The sequence below is a fragment of the Flavobacterium alkalisoli genome (assembly GCF_008000935.1).
Taxonomy (GTDB): domain Bacteria; phylum Bacteroidota; class Bacteroidia; order Flavobacteriales; family Flavobacteriaceae; genus Flavobacterium; species Flavobacterium alkalisoli.
Genome location: NZ_CP042831.1, coordinates 683,931 through 702,748 on the forward strand (window position 1 = coordinate 683,931; position 18,818 = coordinate 702,748).

Annotated in this window: 16 protein-coding genes; 8 read left to right on the forward strand and 8 right to left on the reverse strand. The window is 38.3% G+C overall.

The features are described from left to right. Nucleotides 1-69 precede the first annotated feature (69 nt). From atpD to FUA48_RS02920, 6 genes are all read right to left on the reverse strand, one after another. Nucleotides 70-1,581 carry a F0F1 ATP synthase subunit beta gene (gene atpD / locus FUA48_RS02895; RefSeq protein ID WP_147582028.1) on the reverse strand — a complete coding sequence of 504 codons (1,512 nt, stop codon included), beginning with the start codon at nucleotides 1,579-1,581 and terminating at the stop codon, nucleotides 70-72. A 226-nt stretch (nucleotides 1,582-1,807) separates the two neighbouring features. Next, on the reverse strand, nucleotides 1,808-2,152 hold the full coding sequence (locus FUA48_RS02900) for a hypothetical protein (protein WP_147582029.1): 345 nt from the start codon (nucleotides 2,150-2,152) through the stop codon (nucleotides 1,808-1,810). Further along, nucleotides 2,149-2,481 carry a hypothetical protein gene (locus tag FUA48_RS02905; RefSeq protein ID WP_147582030.1) on the reverse strand — a complete coding sequence of 111 codons (333 nt, stop codon included), beginning with the start codon at nucleotides 2,479-2,481 and terminating at the stop codon, nucleotides 2,149-2,151. The genes FUA48_RS02900 and FUA48_RS02905 overlap by 4 nt, the downstream gene beginning before the upstream one ends. Nucleotides 2,482-2,572: 91 nt before the next feature. After that, nucleotides 2,573-4,420 carry a glutamine--fructose-6-phosphate transaminase (isomerizing) gene (gene glmS, locus FUA48_RS02910; RefSeq protein WP_147582031.1) on the reverse strand — a complete coding sequence of 616 codons (1,848 nt, stop codon included), beginning with the start codon at nucleotides 4,418-4,420 and terminating at the stop codon, nucleotides 2,573-2,575. Between the two features lie 21 nt (nucleotides 4,421-4,441). Further along, nucleotides 4,442-6,052 (reverse strand): DUF4270 domain-containing protein, encoded by a 1,611-nt coding sequence (locus FUA48_RS02915; RefSeq protein WP_168196930.1) that lies wholly within the window; start codon nucleotides 6,050-6,052, stop codon nucleotides 4,442-4,444. Nucleotides 6,053-6,074: 22 nt separating this feature from the next. After that, the gene (locus FUA48_RS02920) at nucleotides 6,075-6,881 is read right to left on the reverse strand and encodes a glycogen/starch synthase (RefSeq protein ID WP_147582033.1); all 807 of its coding nucleotides are present in this window, start codon (nucleotides 6,879-6,881) and stop codon (nucleotides 6,075-6,077) included. A gap of 109 nt (nucleotides 6,882-6,990) precedes the next feature. On the opposite strand from FUA48_RS02920, the gene panC reads away from it, so the two are divergent. From panC to FUA48_RS02960, 8 genes are all read left to right on the forward strand, one after another. Further along, a complete protein-coding gene (gene panC, locus FUA48_RS02925) occupies nucleotides 6,991-7,836 on the forward strand; it encodes a pantoate--beta-alanine ligase (RefSeq protein WP_147582034.1) in 846 nt (281 codons plus the stop codon). 13 nt (nucleotides 7,837-7,849) lie between these two features. Further along, on the forward strand, nucleotides 7,850-8,200 hold the full coding sequence (panD, locus tag FUA48_RS02930) for an aspartate 1-decarboxylase (RefSeq protein WP_129750368.1): 351 nt from the start codon (nucleotides 7,850-7,852) through the stop codon (nucleotides 8,198-8,200). 4 nt (nucleotides 8,201-8,204) lie between these two features. Further along, the gene (locus FUA48_RS02935; RefSeq protein WP_147582035.1) at nucleotides 8,205-9,164 is read left to right on the forward strand and encodes a lysylphosphatidylglycerol synthase transmembrane domain-containing protein; all 960 of its coding nucleotides are present in this window, start codon (nucleotides 8,205-8,207) and stop codon (nucleotides 9,162-9,164) included. 39 nt (nucleotides 9,165-9,203) lie between these two features. Further along, nucleotides 9,204-10,340 (forward strand): alpha/beta hydrolase, encoded by a 1,137-nt coding sequence (locus FUA48_RS02940; protein ID WP_147582036.1) that lies wholly within the window; start codon nucleotides 9,204-9,206, stop codon nucleotides 10,338-10,340. Nucleotides 10,341-10,345: 5 nt separating this feature from the next. Further along, nucleotides 10,346-11,707, forward strand: a complete 1,362-nt coding sequence (gene radA / locus FUA48_RS02945; protein WP_147582037.1) for a DNA repair protein RadA — start codon at nucleotides 10,346-10,348, stop codon at nucleotides 11,705-11,707. 10 nt (nucleotides 11,708-11,717) lie between these two features. Beyond that, nucleotides 11,718-13,709: a transglycosylase domain-containing protein gene (locus FUA48_RS02950; protein ID WP_147582038.1), complete on the forward strand. Its 1,992-nt coding sequence runs from the start codon at nucleotides 11,718-11,720 to the stop codon at nucleotides 13,707-13,709. A gap of 68 nt (nucleotides 13,710-13,777) precedes the next feature. After that, nucleotides 13,778-15,415, forward strand: a complete 1,638-nt coding sequence (locus FUA48_RS02955) for a DUF4139 domain-containing protein (protein ID WP_147582039.1) — start codon at nucleotides 13,778-13,780, stop codon at nucleotides 15,413-15,415. A gap of 70 nt (nucleotides 15,416-15,485) precedes the next feature. Then, on the forward strand, nucleotides 15,486-16,856 hold the full coding sequence (locus FUA48_RS02960) for a PQQ-dependent sugar dehydrogenase (RefSeq protein WP_147582040.1): 1,371 nt from the start codon (nucleotides 15,486-15,488) through the stop codon (nucleotides 16,854-16,856). 152 nt (nucleotides 16,857-17,008) lie between these two features. Here the strand turns inward: FUA48_RS02960 and FUA48_RS02965 are convergent, their stop codons facing one another. Continuing rightward, nucleotides 17,009-17,968 (reverse strand): OmpA family protein, encoded by a 960-nt coding sequence (locus tag FUA48_RS02965; RefSeq protein WP_147582041.1) that lies wholly within the window; start codon nucleotides 17,966-17,968, stop codon nucleotides 17,009-17,011. A gap of 33 nt (nucleotides 17,969-18,001) precedes the next feature. Next, entirely contained in the window at nucleotides 18,002-18,763 is a 762-nt protein-coding gene (locus FUA48_RS02970) for an exodeoxyribonuclease III (protein WP_147582042.1), read from the reverse strand. Nucleotides 18,764-18,818: the final 55 nt, after the last annotated feature.

The following is an 18,818-nucleotide window of genomic DNA, read 5'->3' on the forward strand; positions in this document are numbered from 1 at the left end:
GTTTAAAGTTTTGAGTTTAGGGCTGCGTGTTTCCTTTTATAAGGTGAAACCCGAAACCCTTAACTTTTATTATGCTTCGCTTAACATTTTCTGACCTGCCTCGATTACGTCTTCGATAGTACCTTTAAGGTTGAAAGCAGCTTCCGGTAAGTGGTCAAGCTCACCATCAATAATCATGTTAAAGCCTTTAATTGTATCTTTAATATCTACTAATACCCCAGGGATACCTGTAAACTGCTCAGCAACGTGGAATGGCTGAGAAAGGAAACGCTGAACACGACGAGCGCGTGATACTGATAGTTTATCTTCCTCGCTAAGCTCTTCCATACCAAGGATAGCGATGATGTCCTGAAGTTGTTTGTATTTCTGTAGAATTTCTTTTACTCTTTGTGCACAGTTGTAATGCTCATCACCTAAGATTAGCGGAGTAAGGATTCTTGAAGTTGAATCAAGAGGATCTACCGCTGGGTAGATACCAAGCTCAGCAATTTTACGTGAAAGTACTGTTGTAGCATCAAGGTGGGCAAATGTTGTAGCCGGCGCCGGGTCAGTTAAGTCATCCGCAGGTACATATACCGCCTGTACTGAAGTAATAGATCCTTTTTTAGTTGAAGTAATACGCTCCTGCATAGCACCCATCTCTGTTGCAAGAGTTGGCTGGTAACCTACTGCAGATGGCATACGACCAAGTAGTGCAGACACCTCAGAACCTGCCTGAGTAAAACGGAAGATGTTATCTACGAAGAAAAGTACATCTTTTCCTTGTCCGTCACCCGCACCATCACGGAAGTATTCAGCAATCGTAAGACCTGAAAGCGCAACACGTGCACGTGCTCCAGGTGGCTCATTCATCTGTCCGAATACAAATGTAGCCTTAGACTGTCTCATACCTGCTTTATCAACTTTAGAAAGGTCCCAACCTCCGTTCTCCATAGAGTGCATGAAATCGTCACCGTATTTAATAATACCAGACTCAAGCATCTCACGAAGAAGGTCGTTACCCTCACGTGTTCTTTCACCTACTCCTGCGAATACAGAAAGACCACCGTGACCTTTTGCAATATTGTTAATCAACTCCTGGATAAGTACCGTTTTACCTACACCCGCACCACCGAAAAGACCAATTTTACCACCTTTTGCATAAGGTTCGATAAGGTCGATTACTTTGATACCTGTAAATAAAACTTCTGATGAAGTTGAAAGATCTTCAAATTTTGGAGCCTGACGGTGAATAGGTAAACCATTTTCACCTTCTTTTGGTAAATTACCAAGACCATCAATAGCATCTCCAATAACATTAAATAAACGGCCATATATGTCTCCGCCTATCGGCATCTGGATAGGGCTACCTGTTGCAACAACTTCCTGGCCTCTGCTTAATCCGTCAGTAGAGTCCATAGAAATAGTACGAACAGTATCTTCACCTACGTGAGACTGTACCTCAAGTACTAATTTTGAACCATCTTTTTTAGTGATTTCTAATGAATCATAAATTTTTGGAAGCTCAGCATTTTGAGTGTTAAACACTACATCTACTACCGGCCCGATAATCTGTGCAACTTTTCCTGTTCCTTTAGACATTGCTTATATATTTATTTAACAGCTATTTACGTTTCGTAAAAAAACCTCTTTTTTCCGAGCGCAAAGATAGTTTTTTCCAAACAAATTATCCAATTTATTTTTTGCATTTTTTGCAATAAAAAAGCTGTTTATTAAAAATACACCTCTTTAACCCCTTTAAACATAAGTTCCGTTGCTGAATTCTTAGCCTAATCAGAAGTATTTTTATTACAAAGAATCTTATAAACTATTGTATGGAAAATTTTACAATAAAGGTTTTATTTATACTTCCTGTATAATCTGTACCTATACCCATCTTGTTTCTTGCAAGCTGAAGGTAGACATCACCTATATTCATCTCTCCAAAATAACCATTGGCTTCTTCTCTAACTTCAATTATAGAACCTACTTTTAACTGAGAATTATAAGCTATTACATTTGCTCTTTTCTTAGCTTTATCTATAAGTTTTTTAATCAGGTGCTCTTCTGCTTTCTCTTCATCAGCATAACTTAAAACAACAACATCTGTAGCCACCTGCTCTTCAGAGTCGAATACCTCCTTTAGTGCATCCAGTTCTTCTTTTCCATTCACAAAAACTGTCCACCCTTGTTTACCGGAGCTCCAGAAATTATCACTAAAAATATTTGCCTTCGAATTGTCCAGCGGAGTAACTTTATATTTATTTTTTCAAGCTTGGCTTTAATCCCCTGAAGTATATTTTTATTGTTCTCTTGCTGAACAAGGGGATCGTAATCTTCGCTAAATGCTACAGTATCGTATTCAACAGCAACAACATTGACCTGAAAACGAACAGGCTCTAATGACACCGTATCGTTAACAACAACTTCAATGAATTTACTTTGGGCAAAGCCTACAAAAGAAACAAACAGTAAAATAATAATTAAATTAAATTTTTTCATACTTAATGATAGTAAGGTGTTAAACAGTTATATACTAAAAAAGCCGCTAAGAAATCTCAGCGGCTCTAAATTAATTCATTTATTTTTAAGATTACTCTACCGTAACCGATTTTGCAAGATTTCTTGGCTGGTCTACGTTACACTCTCTCAATACCGCAATATGGTATGACAGCAACTGTAACGGGATAGTAGTTACCAGTGGCGAAAGCGCATCAGAAACTTCAGGTATCTCTATAACATAGTCTGCCAGATCTTTTACCTGAGTATCTCCTTTAGTAACTACAGCAATAATTTTACCGCTACGCGATTTAATCTCCTGTATGTTACTTACAATCTTATCGTAGTGCTCCTGTTTAGGCGCAATAATAACAACCGGCATTTGCTCGTCTATAAGCGCAATAGGCCCGTGTTTCATTTCTGCTGCAGGATAACCCTCTGCATGTATATAAGATATCTCTTTAAGCTTTAAAGCCCCTTCTAATGCTACCGGGAAATTATACCCCCTGCCTAAATAAAGACAGTTAGGAGCATCTTTATATTTAGAAGCTATCATTTTAGCTACATCATTAGTCTGAAGTGCCTCTTCCACTTTTTGAGGAATAAGCTCCATCTCCTGAAGGTATCTGAAATAATCTGTTTTAGTTAATGTGCCCTTAGCATTTGCCAAACGTAAAGCAATTAACGTTAACACCGTAATTTGTGTAGTAAATGCTTTTGTAGAAGCCACACCAATTTCAGGGCCGGCGTGTGTGTAAGCACCTGCATTGGTTTCACGCGAAATAGACGAACCTACCACATTACAAACACCAAATACAAACGCTCCGTTTTCCTTAGCTAGCTTAATAGCAGCTAAAGTATCGGCTGTTTCACCCGACTGCGATATGGCAATAACCACATCATTTTTATTGATAATAGGGTTTCTGTATCTAAATTCAGACGCATACTCCACCTCTACAGGTATACGGGTAAATTCTTCAAAAATATACTCTGCTACAAGACCCGCGTGCCATGAAGTACCACAAGCAACAATAAGAATCCTGTCGGCATTTAAAAACTTCTGAAGATTATCTTCAATACCTGCCATTTTAATAAGGCCTGTATCCGTATGAAGCCTACCCCTGTATGTATCTTTAATTACATTAGGCTGCTCATAAATTTCTTTAAGCATAAAATGGTCATAACCATTTTTCTCTATCTGCTCAAGGTTCATTTGCAATTCCTGAATATAAGGATCTACTAAAGAGTCGTCTTTTATTTTTCTTATCTTAAGCTCTTTGTCCAACCTTACAATTGCCATTTCTTCATCTTCCAGATAAATGGCATTTGATGTATACTCAATAAACGGAGAGGCATCTGATGCTATAAAGAACTCATCTTTACCCACACCTATAGCCAATGGGCTACCTAATCGTGCAGCAACAAGCTCATTTGGTTTTTTCTTATCAAAAACCACAATAGCATAAGCACCTACAACCTGATTTAATGCCACCTGTACCGCCTTACCAAGCTTTAAGTTATCCTGTTTTTGCACATCTTCAATAAGGTTAACCAAAACTTCGGTATCAGTATCCGATTTAAAGATATAACCTCTTTTTATAAGTTCTTTTTTAAGTGGTTCATAGTTCTCTATAATACCGTTATGTATTATTACAAGATCTCCCGAATTTGAAAAATGCGGATGTGAATTCACATCATTAGGCACCCCGTGAGTAGCCCAACGTGTATGCCCCATACCTATCGTTCCTACAGAAGTACCTTCCTGCTTTGCTCTCTCTTCTAAATCTGAAACTTTACCTTTTGTTTTAGAAAGTTTCAGGTCGTTCCCGTCATACAGAACAACTCCTGCACTATCATATCCTCTGTATTCAAGTCTTTTAAGACCTTTAATAATAATAGGATAAGCTTCTTTGTGCCCTATGTAACCTACAATTCCACACATAAGATTTTATTTTTTTGTTAATTATGGGGTTGGCTTAGTATAATAAATCTCCAGCTTAAGCCTTTTATCCTCAGGAACATTTGTCCCCGACTTACTTCCGTAAAGAACAGTTCCCGAAGTACTGATTACTGAAGCTACAGGAGCCGACTTAACATCGGTAGTACCTGAAGTGAAAGGTGTTTTTAATGCTGCATTGGATATTTGGTTGATACTTTCGGTAACAGCTAATCCAAGTACAAAATTTGTTGAATCTTTATTTACTATATTATTAATATGCTGTGTAATACGAACTTTATATTTTAAGCCCCTGTCATCTTCATCATAAGAAATGATACCATCATAAACATACCTGTTATACTTATTATTAGCAGCATTTGTAGTCTGGTCAATATAATAATCATACACAGGCCTTCTGTTTTTCACATCATAAAGATAAAGCCTTAAAGGCTCATCCGAACCGGTCATGGCAGTTTTATCAATATAAAAAGTAAGATTTGCCTCGTTTATAAGAACTCTCTCTCCTGTAACAGGATCTGCTTTTAAAAAGTCAAGATCGGCCTGATCTAAGATATTAATAAAAGCTAACGATCCTTCACCTCCTTTTACATACAAACGTTCATCACCTTCTACTTCATCCGATGTATTTATAGCATTAAGGAACGTATCGTTGTACGTGTTATCAAAAAAGTTAATGGTATTACCGGTAAGATTAAGTGTCATTGTCTTATCAATCCTGTCTTCTGTTGGCTCTCCATCAATATCAAGCTCATCATCATTATAAAACACCTCAATCTTACCCTGGCTAAAGTCAAGCATAGCCATAGCACCATCGTTACCTATCTGTTCAACATTAAAATACAAACCTCTAAAATAATCTGTAAACACATTATTGTTTACAAGACTACCTGCCGGCGCACTGAATAATTTTTGCTGAAAGAATTCTTTATTTAACTGAAGATAAATACCCGGAGCCTTACGCTCAACTGTTTTTACGTTACCTCCGCCTAAATCTACTTTACGGTCTATCTCTGCAGCACTAAATTTAAACTCTGCATTCTCAGACACATCAGTACTATTGTTTAAAAGAACTGTTCCTTTATTAGCTTCCACCATTGCCCTGTCATTAGAATAGTACTTCTGCACATTATCATCAGAACCCGGGTCGCTGGATCTTAAATAAAAACCATTTTCATAAACACTAAGCTTAATTTTAGCATTAGCATTTCCAAAAATGGAATCTAAAGTATAAGTACTCTCACCATCACTATCGGTATCTTCCAAATCACTGAAATAAGGAATATAAAGATAAACCGTATCTATAACGGGTGTTGAAAGTGTTGGGTTTACACTCGCCAGTTGTACCTGACTTACAAAGTGTGATATTGTCTTGCCAAAAGCAGGATTATTATATACCCCTAAAGTATTTAAAGGCATATTATTTGTTTGTACCGGCCCCGTGGCTTTATCATAAGCTATTGCATGGCCTGTATATTTTTCTATACCATTATGATGAATATCTCCCTGAACCAGGTCAGAGCCTATTTCATTATAATCATAATCACAGGCAACAATTGTTATAAGGGTAACAGCACTTAAAGCAACAATAAATTTGTTTAGTATCCGGCTTTTCATAGTCATTTTTTAATAAGGTTTCCTATAAAACCTGATTTTTATAGAAATTAGTATACGTTTCTGCAAATTTATCTTTTTCCACATACGGAAGGAATGGTTTTCCGGACGCCTCAATAAATTTAACCATTTCATCAGAAACGTTCTCAGAAGCAACAATCACAGCATCAGAATGTGCTATGGCAACTTTAAGTATATTTTCATAATTAGGCTCTGCAAGAGATGCTATATCACTTTCAGGAATATCGTCAAAAGCCACTTTTTTAATCATTTCCATATCAAGAGTACCGTCAAAAGACTGACCGTAAACCGAAGTAACTATCTTAGTATCGGCAAAAAGGGCTTCGTCTTTATAGAAGTGCTTCATATACACAGGCAGCATAGCTGCCATCCAGCCATGCACGTGTATAATATCCGGAACCCAGTTAAGCTTTTTAACGGTCTCAACCACTCCTTTTGCAAAGAAAATAGACCTTTCGTCGTTATCAGGATACAATGTTCCGTCTTCATCAGCAAAGGTTGCTTTTCTTTTAAAATACTCATCGTTATCTATAAAATAAACCTGAATTCTCTCTTTTGGTATAGAAGCCACCTTAATAATTAGCGGCATATCCATATCATTAACCACAAGATTCATTCCTGATAAGCGGATTACTTCATGTAACTGGTGCCTTCTTTCGTTTATGTTACCATAACGAGGCATGAAAATCCTGATTTGTCCGCCTTGGTCATTTATCATTTTTGGCACATCATACGACATTAAAGAAACTTCATTCTCAGCCAAATAAGGTACTACTTCAGATGATACATACAATATCCTCTTATCCTCCATCGTAAATATTAAATTTTAAAATTGGGTATAAAAAACACGCAAAATTAAACAATTTTATGCATTTTATCACTAAAATATTAATTTTGCTTCCAACTTTAATTATAAATTAATGCTCATTTTCAACAACAAAACCGATATAAAAGCACTGTTAGCAAAGCATAAGGAAACTAACAGCACCATAGGTTTTGTACCCACAATGGGAGCCCTACACAAAGGCCATCTTTCGTTATTGGAAGAGTCTGTAAAAAATAACGACTATACTGTTATCAGTATTTTTGTTAACCCTACCCAGTTTAACAATACCGAAGATCTTGAAAAATATCCGCGTACATTGGAAGCCGATGTTGATAAGATTAAAACGGTAAATGATAACATAATAGTATTTGCCCCAACCGTTAAAGAAATGTATGATAACGAGGTAACCTCTGCTCATTTTTCTTTTGACGGACTTGAAAACCAAATGGAAGGCCAGCACAGGCCGGGCCATTTTGACGGGGTAGGCACCATTGTAAAAAAACTGTTTGAAATTGTAGAGCCTGACAATGCTTACTTTGGCGAAAAGGACTTTCAGCAATTGCAGATAGTAAAGAAAATGGTAGAGAAAAATTCCATGCCGGTTAATGTTGTGGGCTGCCCGATTTTAAGGGAAACCAGCGGACTGGCTATGAGTTCTCGCAACGAACGCCTTAGCGACGATGACAAAAATAAAGCTGCCTTAATTTACAAAACCTTAACCGAGGCAAGGCAATTATTTGAAAAACACACCGTTGACTACGTAACCGAATATGTAAAAAGCATTTTTAAAGCACATCCGGAGTTTGATTTGGAGTATTTTGAGATAGCGGACGAAGCTACCCTTATACCCACAAACATTAAAGAAAATAAAAAATATCGTGCCTTTATAGCTGTTTTTTTAAGTAATATTCGCCTGATAGACAATATTTCATTAAATTGATTACCTTTGCGCCATGCAAATTCAAGTTGTAAAATCCAAGATTCACCGTGTTACGGTGACAGGAGCCGATTTAAATTACATAGGCAGCATAACCGTTGATGAAGCATTAATGGAAGCTGCTAATATTATTGAAGGAGAAAAAGTTTCTATCGTTAACATAAACAATGGCGAAAGACTGGAAACTTATGTAATTAAAGGAAACAGGAACAGTGGGGAAATTACCCTTAACGGTCCTGCTGCCAGAAAAGTACAAAGAGGTGATATCATTATCATCATATCGTATGGTATAATGGATTTTGAGGAAGCAAAATCTTTTAAGCCATCTATTGTTTTCCCTAACGAGAAAGACAATTCATTAACCTAAGGTTTTGAATAAAAAAATAAGCAGAATATTAAGTATACTACTCCCACTCACGTTGGGAGTTTTTTTAATTATATACATATACAGGCAATTCTCTCCTAAAGAGATTGAAGAGGTAAAAAATAGTTTTAAAACGGCTAATTATCTGTATGTCTTTATTTCGCTTTTTTTTGGACTTACCGGTTTTTGGGCAAGGGCCTACCGCTGGAAATATACTTTGGCACACATTGGCTACACAGCCCCTTTTTCAGTAAAATTTGGCGCTGTAAGCATTACCTATTTAATGAATATGTTTATTCCGCGAAGCGGTGAAGTAAGCCGCGCACTGGTATTAAAAAGATATGCTGATGTGCCTTTTGACAAAGGTTTTGGGACCATTATCGCAGAAAGGATAATAGATCTTATACTATTGGTAATCGTGTTAGGATTAACCGTGTTATTACAGTTTGACATGGTTAAGGAGTACCTCGTAGATGTACCTTTTAAAAAACTTATCCTTTACGGCTCTGTAGCCGGCATACTTTTTTTAGGATCTGTCCTTTTCTTTATCTACTCAAAGCTTAACTGGGTTAAAAAACTTAAAATAAAAATATCAGGACTTGTAGAAGGCGTACTTAGTGTTTTTAAAATGCCTAACAAATGGCCTTTCCTGTTATTATCTTTATATATATGGTTCTCTTATGTACTCATGTTTTACATAACCATATATGCACTACCTGAGACTGCAGGCCTTAGCTTTGGGTCTGTAATTACCACATTTGTAGTGGGTAGCCTTGCAATTACTTTTACTAATGGAGGTATCATGTGGTTTCCTGTAATGGTAGCAAAAACCCTTACTGCTTATGGTGTTCCTTTTACTGCAGGAACAGCTTTTGGCTGGATAGTTTGGGGATCTCAGACAGGGTTGATTTTTTTATTGAGCGGACTTTCATTTTTATTATTGGCTTTACTTCAAAAAAGCAAATAATCCCTATCTTTCGCCTTCAACTAAAAACCAACCAAAGCAATGAAAAAAATTACCTTACTGTTGCTTGTTTTTGCATTTTGTAAAGTCACTGCACAAAAAACAACTACAGAAGAAATTACCTCTGAAATCCTAAAAGAAAATAGGCTTGTTACGATTAAATTACCTCCGTCGTATGAGCGCAACAAGGATAAAAAATACCCGCTGCTTGTATTGCTTGACGGTGATTACCTCTTTGATCCTTTTGCAGGTGTAATATCCTATACTTCTTATTGGGACGATCTTCCTGAGGTACTTATTGTAGGTATTAGCCAAACGGAAAGAGATATTGACTGCGAATCGGATCCTGAAGCTGGATTACCGTTTGAGAAAGGCGAAAAATTCTTTGATTTTATAGGGCAGGAAGTAGTGCCTATGATGGAAAAAAAGTACAGGATATCTCCGTTCAAGATTATTGCAGGACACGATGTAACAGCAGGTTTTGCTAACTTCTTTTTATACAAAGACAATCCTTTGTTTAATGCCTATATCATTTTAAGCCCTGAGCTGCCTACCGAAATGGAAACCCGTATTCCTGCAAGATTCAGCGCTGTAGATAAACCCATTTTTTACTATCTGGCTACAGCCGATGGCGATGTGGGCCGTTTAAAAAACAAGATAAAAGTATTAAACGACAATATTAAAGCTGTAGCTAATACTACTTTCCGCTATCAGTTTGATGAGTTTATGGGAGAGTCACACTACTCATTGGTGCCAAACGCAATACCAAGTGCATTATACCATATCTTCTCCTCCTATCAGCCTATCACATCAGCCGAGTTCCAAAAACTGGCCGATAAACCATCTGGTTATGTACAGTACCTGAAGGACAAATATGAAATGATAGAAAGGGATTTAGGTGTAAAAATGACTGTTCGCCTTAACGACTTTAAAGCTATTGAGGCAGCTATTTTTAAAAACAGTGCTTTTGAGGAGTTTAGGGATCTTGCAGAAGTAGCTAAGAAAAACTACCCTAAAACCATTTTAGGAGAATATTATGAAGCCCTTTTTTATGAAAAAACAGGCAACATAAAAAAAGCCGTAAAAATTTATACCAATAGTTATAACTTTGAGGAAATAGGAGGTATAACTAAAGATTTTATGCTTGAAAAGGCAGAGATTTTAAAAAGCGAGATGTAATATATATGGCTAAAGTAAAAACAGCTTTTTTTTGCCAGAACTGTGGCACCCAGTATGCCAAATGGCAGGGACAGTGTAATTCATGTAAAGAATGGAACACCATAGTTGAAGAACTGATACAAAAGGAAGAAAAACAGTCCTGGAGGCCTTCTTCGCCTGAAACAAAAAGAGCTACTAAGCCATTACGCATAAAAGAAATAGATTCCTCTCAGGAAATTCGCCTTAACACAGGCGACGGAGAGCTAAACCGGGTATTAGGCGGTGGACTTGTACCCGGCTCACTTACCCTTTTAGGAGGTGAGCCCGGTATAGGTAAAAGTACATTGCTGTTACAAATCTCATTAAGGCTGCCCTACCGTACGCTTTATGTATCGGGGGAGGAAAGTCAGAAACAGATTAAAATGCGTGCCGAAAGGATAGAGCATTCTTTAGATAACTGTTTTATACTTACCGAAACCAAAACACAAAACATCTTTAAACAGATTGAGACCATAGAGCCTGAGGTTGTTATTATAGACTCCATACAGACTCTGCATTCTGATTTTATAGAATCATCGGCAGGAAGCATTTCACAGATTAGGGAAACCACAGCAGAGCTTATAAAGTTTGCCAAGGAAACCAATGTTCCTGTAATACTGATAGGGCACATTACAAAAGACGGCAGCATAGCCGGACCAAAAATACTGGAGCACATGGTAGACACCGTGCTGCAGTTTGAAGGCGACCGCAACCATGTATACCGCATCCTTCGTTCGTTAAAGAACCGTTTTGGTTCAACAGCCGAACTGGGTATTTATGAAATGCAGGGAACAGGATTACGAGAAGTGGCAAACCCGTCAGAAATATTAATATCCCATAAAGAAGAAGAGCTTAGCGGCACCGCCATAGCCACCACTATGGAAGGTATGCGTCCGCTTATGGTAGAAATACAGGCTTTGGTCAGTTCTGCTGTATACGGTACTCCGCAAAGGAGTACTACAGGGTATAATGCTAAAAGACTGAACATGATACTGGCCGTACTGGAAAAAAGGGCAGGTTTCAGGCTGGCAGCCAAAGACGTTTTCCTTAATATAACAGGAGGCATTAATGTAGATGATCCTGCTATAGACCTAGCCGTAGTTGCTGCCATACTTTCTTCTAACGAAGATATTCCTGTAGGAAAAGACTTTTGCTTTGCGGGAGAAATTGGTTTATCAGGTGAAATTCGTCCCGTTAACCGGGTGGAACAACGCATACAAGAGGCCGAAAAACTAGGATTTTCCACTATTTTTGTATCTAAATACAATAAGATCTCACTAAAAAACACCCTTATAGAAATTAAGCTGGTTTCTAAGATAGAAGATGTTGCCGGCCATTTGTTTGGGTAAATAAATTACTATGCGCAGAATAAATTCGAAAAAGGCAGCCTTACTTTTCCTAAAAATTGCCGCAGCAATCCTGCTCTTATTGGTTATTGGCTTTTTTGCTTTTCGCAATACCGTGCTTAATAAAGCCATTGCCCGTGCAAAAGCCAAAATGGAAACCGAGTACAACAGTACTTTTACTGTAGGCAATGCTTCTTTTAAAGGCTTATCAGGCATAGAGATAAATAACATTACACTTAAACCCCACAAAGGAGATACCCTTTTAAATATAGAAACCGTAAAAACCAGCATCAATCTTTCAAGGCTGTTTACGGGAGATATTCAGTTGGGCACACTCCAAATGAAAAACGGCTATATCCAGCTGGTAAAAAATGAGAAAGGCAAAAACTTCGACGCCTTTTTACACCGCAAAAAAAACAGTACTGTACAGGAAAAGACTGAAGGCCCTGATTATGCCAGAAGGACATACAAGCTGCTGCAAAGGGCACTTAACCTGGTTCCTACAGATATGCAACTGGAGAACCTTACCCTTAAAATGGACGACAACGGCCGAAAGGTAAACATGAACCTGAAACAGCTTAAACTGGCCGATGAACAACTGGAATCTTATATTGCGGTAAAGTCTGACAGCCTTGTACAAAACTGGGAAGTAAAAGGATTTGCCGATCCAAGGGACAGGCAGGCCGACCTGAAATTTTACAATCCGGGCAAAGGCAGGATTATAGTACCTTACCTTGATGAACGTTTCGGTTTAAAATCAGGATTTGATTCCATTAGGGTTAATGTAGAAAACATAGACCTTAGCGGAGACGAGTTCAGAATGGACGGTTTTGCTTCTATTGGTAACTTTATGGTAAACCATCCTAAAATTGCAACAAAAGATGTAGTGATAAATAGTGCCCGTTTTGATTACCATTTTCTTTTCGGTCCTGATTTTATAGAACTGGACAGCACCTCAACCTTAGAGCTTAACAAAATAAAGGTTAAGCCTTTTGCACGATACAGCATTGAAAAAGATACCGTATACCAGTTTAAGGCAGGTATACCTAAAATGCTGGCTCAGGATTTTATAAACTCATTACCAAACGGGTTGTTTACGCATTTTGAAGGCATGGAAGCTGAGGGCAGCTTTAGCTATAACCTCGACTTTATGTACAACAAAAACAAACCCGATGATATTGTTTTTGACAGTAACATTAAGAAAGAGGATTTCCGTATCAAAAAATATGGCGAAGCCGATCTTGCCAAACTTAATACATCGTTTGTATACAGGGCTGTAGACAATGGCATACAGCAGCGTCCTATCCTGGTAGGTCCGGACAATCCTAACTACACTCCTTATGAACTTATCCCTGCCTATTTAAAAAATGCGGTATTAACCAGCGAAGATCCATCATTTTTTCATCACAGAGGTTTTATTAACGAGGCATTCAAGCAAAGTATTGTTAAGAACATAAAGACCAAAAAGTTTGCCCGTGGTGCCAGCACCATAAGCATGCAGCTTGTAAAGAACGTTTTCCTTACCCGTGAAAAGACCCTGTCACGAAAACTGGAGGAAATACTGTTGGTATACATTTTGGAAAACAACCGCATTGCCAGTAAGGAAAGAATGTTTGAGGTATACCTCAACATTATAGAATGGGGGCCTAATGTTTATGGTATAGGCGAAGCAGCGCAATATTACTTCCAGAAACAACCAATAGGGCTAACCCTTGATGAGTCCGTCTACCTTGCCAGTATAGTACCCCGCCCTAAAAAATTCATGTGGCGCTTTAACAATGAAGGTTATCTTAAAGAGTTTGCCGTTACACACGACAATTACATTAAAAAACTTATGGTTAACAGGGGAATTATAACTCCGGCAGACACTACAGGCCAAAGCGGACAGATAAATGTTACAGGCCCTGCAAGAGAAAGGCTTAACCTTAAGGAAAGTACCTCTATGGATATAGACACTATCGAAACAGAAAGCTTTTTAAATAAATTGTTTAAAGGTTTTAAATAATTTAAATGCTCTTCCCAACCTTTTTACGTTATTAGTACTCTATACTAATAAACATAAAACAAGTTGTTATGAGAGCTCTTTTTTGCCTTTTACTTTTTGTGTGCTTACAGGCGCAGGCGCAAAAACCCATATTTATAAATGCTGAAGCCGAGTCGGCAACAGTATACTTTAACGGTGTCGAACTAACCCATAAGGCCAATGCAAAACTGCCTGCGGGAACCAGCGAAATTGTAATTAAAAATGTGGCCGACTACCTTAACGAAAATACAGTTCAGATAGGCGCACCCTCTACCCTTACTGTACTCTCGGTACAGTTTACAAGGGATTATATATCGGAATATGAACCGGATGAGACTTCCCCTGCCGTTAAGCAGGTGCGTGACAGTATTGCATTACTTAAAAAAGAACTGGACAAAACTACCAATGCACGGGTTTCGGAAGTTAAAACACTGGAACTATTGGACAAGAACAATCAGGTATATGGTCAGGACTCGGGCCTTAGCGTTACCGAACTGATGAAAATGGTAGATTACTACAAAGCCAAAAGAACCGAAACCGCAAACACCATAAATACCCTTACCGAAAAAGAACGTAAATTAAACGACGCTATAGCCAGGCTAAACACGAAACTGGAAGTGAATACCAACAAAGCCGAAAAAACCTCATCGGGCAAGCTGGTGCTTCAGGTAATGAACGAAACAGCCGGTAATGTCCCTCTATCCATAAGCTACCTTTCCTCTCTTGCCTCTTGGGTTCCTTTCTATGATTTAAGGGCAGATAACATCTCTGAGCCTATCAATATGCTCTACAAAGGACAGATAACACAAAAAACAGGTCTCGACTGGAAAAAGATTAAGCTCACCTTATCAAGCGGACAGCCTAATCAAAACAATGAAGCCCCTATACTAAGTGCATGGTTCCTGAGATTTAATTCAGGCTATGCCATTGAAGACAGGGCAAACGCAAAGGTTTTAAATAACTTACAGGGAGCTGTACCTGGTATAAATATTTCATCAGATAATGGTACTCCGGGAACAGCTTCAATGTATGAAAAAAGAGAATCTTCTATAAATAAATATGTAGACATAAACGAAAATCAACTCGCAGTATCTTTTGATATCGATGTGCCCTATGATATTTTAAGCAACGGTAAAAAGCACAGTGTAACCCTTAAGGAAATAAAACTACCTGCCTCATACAGGCATTACGCTGTACCTAAACTGGAAAAAGAAACTTTCCTTTTAGCAGAAATTGAAGACTACTCCAAATACAATCTGTTAAGCGGGGAAGCCAATATAATATTTGAGGGTATGTATGCCGGAAAAACCTACATAGACCCTAACAGCACCAGCGATACCCTTAGATTAAGCATGGGGCGTGACAAAAAAGTGTCTGTAAAAAGAGAAAAGGTAGTAGATAAATCAGGATCTAAATTCCTTTCCTCTTACAAAGAGCAGACTTTTACTTACGACCTTACCGTAAAAAACAATAAGAAGGAAACTATAGCCTTAATGCTTAAGGACCAGTACCCTATTAGTACTGATAAGGAAATCGAAATTGAGTTACTGGAAAGCGACCATGCAAAAATCAATAAGGAAACGGGTGTGTTAACCTGGGAACTTAGCTTAAAACCGGGAGAGAGTAAGAAACTTCGTATAAGCTACAAAGTAAGGTATCCTAAGGACAAAGTGATTTATAACCTATAAGATTTTGTTAATCAGTAAATTGTATTGGTTATTATTCTTAACTTTAGAGCATAACCAATACAATTATGCTATGAAAACACTACTTACTTATCTGATGTTTTTATTTGGTACGGCTGTTTTTGCACAGCCCATACCACTGTTAGAACAGGTAGCTACGGGGTTTAATTCGCCTGTAGTAATAACCAACGCCGGTGATGGCCGTATTTTTATCGCAGAACAGGGCGGATTAATCAAATTTATAGAAGACGGGAATACTAATCCTGTTACCTTTCTCAATATAAGCGGGCTTATTTCAAGTGGAGGAGAACGGGGCCTATTGGGATTGGTTTTTCATCCTGACTATGCCACAAACGGTTACTTTTATGTAAACTATACCAACACCAGTGGGGCAACAGTTATTTCACGCTTTAATGTTAGTGATACCGATGAAAACACTGCAGATCCGGATAGTGAAATTATTATGTTGACTGTTTCTCAGCCTTTCTCCAACCACAATGGCGGTTGCCTGCAGTTTGGACCTGACGGTTACCTATACATCGCCATGGGCGACGGAGGTAGCGGAGGCGACCCAAATAACTATGCACAAACCTTAACCAGCTACTTAGGGAAACTGCTTCGTATTGATGTTTTAGATGATGGTACTTATGCAATACCCGATGACAACCCATATGCCGGGACAGATAATGTAGAAGAGATCTGGGCTTACGGATTGAGGAATCCGTGGAAATTTTCTTTTGATTCGGCTACAGGAGATTTGTGGATTGCTGATGTGGGGCAGAATAACATTGAGGAAATCAATAAGGTAGATGGTACACTTCCCGGACTAAACTACGGATGGCGCTGTTATGAAGGTGATACCGAATATGACATGAGCCAATGTGGGGGAATTACCGGAACCACTATGCCCTATGCACAATATACTCACAGTGAAACGGGTGGTTGCTCTGTAACAGGAGGATATGTTTACAGAGGGGCTATGTATCCGGGAATGCAGGGCTTGTACTTTTTTACCGACTTTTGCTCTAATGTAGTTAGTTCCATAGATACAGAAGGAGTAATGGCAGAGGTTGAAACCGTTAATGGCAGTAATTTTACCACTTTTGGTGAAGATGCTGATGGCGAACTATATATTACAGGTATGAGCGGGAACATCTATAAAATAATAGATGTTAATTTAGGCATTGATGACTATAGCAGTACTGCTTTTAGTATTTACCCTAATCCGGCTACGGACTATCTTACCATAGAAAGTAATACACAATCGTCAGGATTTGCCCAGGCATATGTTTATGACATGGGTGGTAAACAGCTTATCAGCAAAAAACTGGAGAATACTACCGTTAATACCCTTGATATTGCAGGGTTATCATCGGGCTTATATGTATTAGCCCTTACCGATGAAAACGGCTATAAACACAATTATAAATTGTCTGTAAAATAAACAGAAAAGACTGTTACAGAGTTTTTGTCATTTCGACGATAGGAGAAATCTCTATTCTTGACTAATTGAGATTTTTCGACTCCACTTCGTTTCGCTCAAAATGACAGTAGTTGCTGTAACAGTCTTTTTTTATAAAATATAAATTAGCTTAATTATATCTCGTTAAGCATTTTAGAAATCTCATCCAGTTTAGGAGTAAGTATAATCTCTATCCTTCTGTTTTTAGATTTTCCTTCAGCCGTATCGTTATCTGCTATAGGAGCAAATTCACCTCTACCGGCTGCCGTAAGGTTTTTAGGATCTACACCTTTATTCTCACGAATTATGTTTACAATGGCAGTAGCACGTTTTGTAGAAAGATCCCAGTTACTTTCAATCTGACCGGAACCGTTGTAAGGAACATTATCGGTATGTCCTTCTATAAGCACCGCAATATCAGGATTGTCTGCCAATACCTTAGCTACCTCGCTTACAGCTTTTTTACCTTCTGTTCCTACTGTCCAGCTACCGGAATTAAATAAAAGCTTGTTTTCCATAGAAACATAAACCTTACCGTTTTTGTGCTCTATGGTTAAACCTTTACCTTCAAACCCGTTAAGCGCTCTTGAAAGTGTTTCCTTAAGCCTTTGCAGGCCTTCCTGCTGTGCAGCAATCATACCTTCAAGCTCATCTACACGCTGAGACCTGTCCTGTAACTCTTCCTTAAGCTTGTTAAGCCTCTCCTGTTCTGCAGCAAGTGCTTTTTCCTTAGCTTCAAGTTGTGCAAGCAGCTCCCTGTTTTTCTTCATGTTGCTGTCCAGCGCTTCACTACTGTTTTTTTCAAGCGCACTGTAAGAAGCCTTAAGGTTATCAAGGTTGTTTTTAGTGGCAGTGTAATCTGCAGAAAGCTTATCTCTTTCCTGTTTAAGCTTATCCAGTTGCGACTGCAGGTCTTTAGACTGCAAATCCAACTGATTCTTTTCCTGTTCAAGCGTACTGTTCTCATCGGCCAGTGCGCGGTTTTCCTTTTTAAGGTCGGCATATTTGGTTTCAAGATCGGTATAAACCTTCTTGGAAACGCAGGATGTCATTAAAGCTAATGCTAAAAATCCAACGGAAATTTTTTTTACCATGTTTGTGTAATCTATGTTTAGTAATTAATCAGGTTATTCAAATTCAACCAAAACAGGGCAATGGTCGCTGTGTTTCGCTTCCGGCAATATAACTGCCCTTGTAAGTCTGTCCTTCATCGCTTCGGTAGCCAGAGCATAGTCAATACGCCACCCCTTATTATTGTTACGGGCATTTGCCCTGTAACTCCACCAGCTGTAATGGTGCGGGTCTTTATTAAAATGACGGAAAGTATCTATAAATCCGTTTTTAATAAAGGCATCCAGCCAAGCCCTTTCTTCCGGAAGGAATCCGGAAACCTTTGCATTGCGGATAGGATCGTGAATATCTATCGCTTCGTGACAAATATTATAGTCCCCGCAAATAATAAGGTTTGGTATCTCTTTTTTCAGATTGTCTATGTAATTATGAAAATCGCGCATGTACTGAAATTTATGCTCCAGCCTGTCGATATTAGTACCGGACGGAAGGTAAAGGCTCATTACAGAAAAGGTATCAAAATCCAGCCTTATGTTTCGGCCTTCAAAGTCCATATAATCAATTCCTGTACCATATACCACATTGTTTGGTTTATGTTTAGAGAATATGGCTACACCGCTATATCCTTTTTTTTGCGCTGAAAACCAGTAATGGTAAGGGTATCCGGCAGCCTCAATTTGCTGTACGTCTACCTGATCGTGTGTTGCTTTTATCTCCTGTAGGCAAATAATATCGGGGTTGGCCTGTGTTAGCCATTCCATAAATCCTTTAGTAAATGCCGCTCGTATACCGTTTACATTATATGATATAATCCTCATTTTCCTTTTTTTATTGCCTCAAAAGTAACCAAAAAAGGACTAATATAATAATAAG

Coding starts and splice junctions, on each gene's coding strand:
- atpD (WP_147582028.1), bottom strand. CDS start 1,581: ATGTCTAAAGGAACAGGAAAAGTTGCACAGATTATCGGGCCGGTAGTA.
- FUA48_RS02905 (WP_147582030.1), bottom strand. CDS start 2,481: ATGAAAAAATTTAATTTAATTATTATTTTACTGTTTGTTTCTTTTGTA.
- glmS (WP_147582031.1), bottom strand. CDS start 4,420: ATGTGTGGAATTGTAGGTTACATAGGGCACAAAGAAGCTTATCCTATT.
- FUA48_RS02915 (WP_168196930.1), bottom strand. CDS start 6,052: ATGAAAAGCCGGATACTAAACAAATTTATTGTTGCTTTAAGTGCTGTT.
- FUA48_RS02920 (WP_147582033.1), bottom strand. CDS start 6,881: ATGGAGGATAAGAGGATATTGTATGTATCATCTGAAGTAGTACCTTAT.
- panC (WP_147582034.1), top strand. CDS start 6,991: ATGCTCATTTTCAACAACAAAACCGATATAAAAGCACTGTTAGCAAAG.
- panD (WP_129750368.1), top strand. CDS start 7,850: ATGCAAATTCAAGTTGTAAAATCCAAGATTCACCGTGTTACGGTGACA.
- FUA48_RS02940 (WP_147582036.1), top strand. CDS start 9,204: ATGAAAAAAATTACCTTACTGTTGCTTGTTTTTGCATTTTGTAAAGTC.
- radA (WP_147582037.1), top strand. CDS start 10,346: ATGGCTAAAGTAAAAACAGCTTTTTTTTGCCAGAACTGTGGCACCCAG.
- FUA48_RS02950 (WP_147582038.1), top strand. CDS start 11,718: ATGCGCAGAATAAATTCGAAAAAGGCAGCCTTACTTTTCCTAAAAATT.
- FUA48_RS02955 (WP_147582039.1), top strand. CDS start 13,778: ATGAGAGCTCTTTTTTGCCTTTTACTTTTTGTGTGCTTACAGGCGCAG.
- FUA48_RS02960 (WP_147582040.1), top strand. CDS start 15,486: ATGAAAACACTACTTACTTATCTGATGTTTTTATTTGGTACGGCTGTT.
- FUA48_RS02965 (WP_147582041.1), bottom strand. CDS start 17,968: ATGGTAAAAAAAATTTCCGTTGGATTTTTAGCATTAGCTTTAATGACA.
- FUA48_RS02970 (WP_147582042.1), bottom strand. CDS start 18,763: ATGAGGATTATATCATATAATGTAAACGGTATACGAGCGGCATTTACT.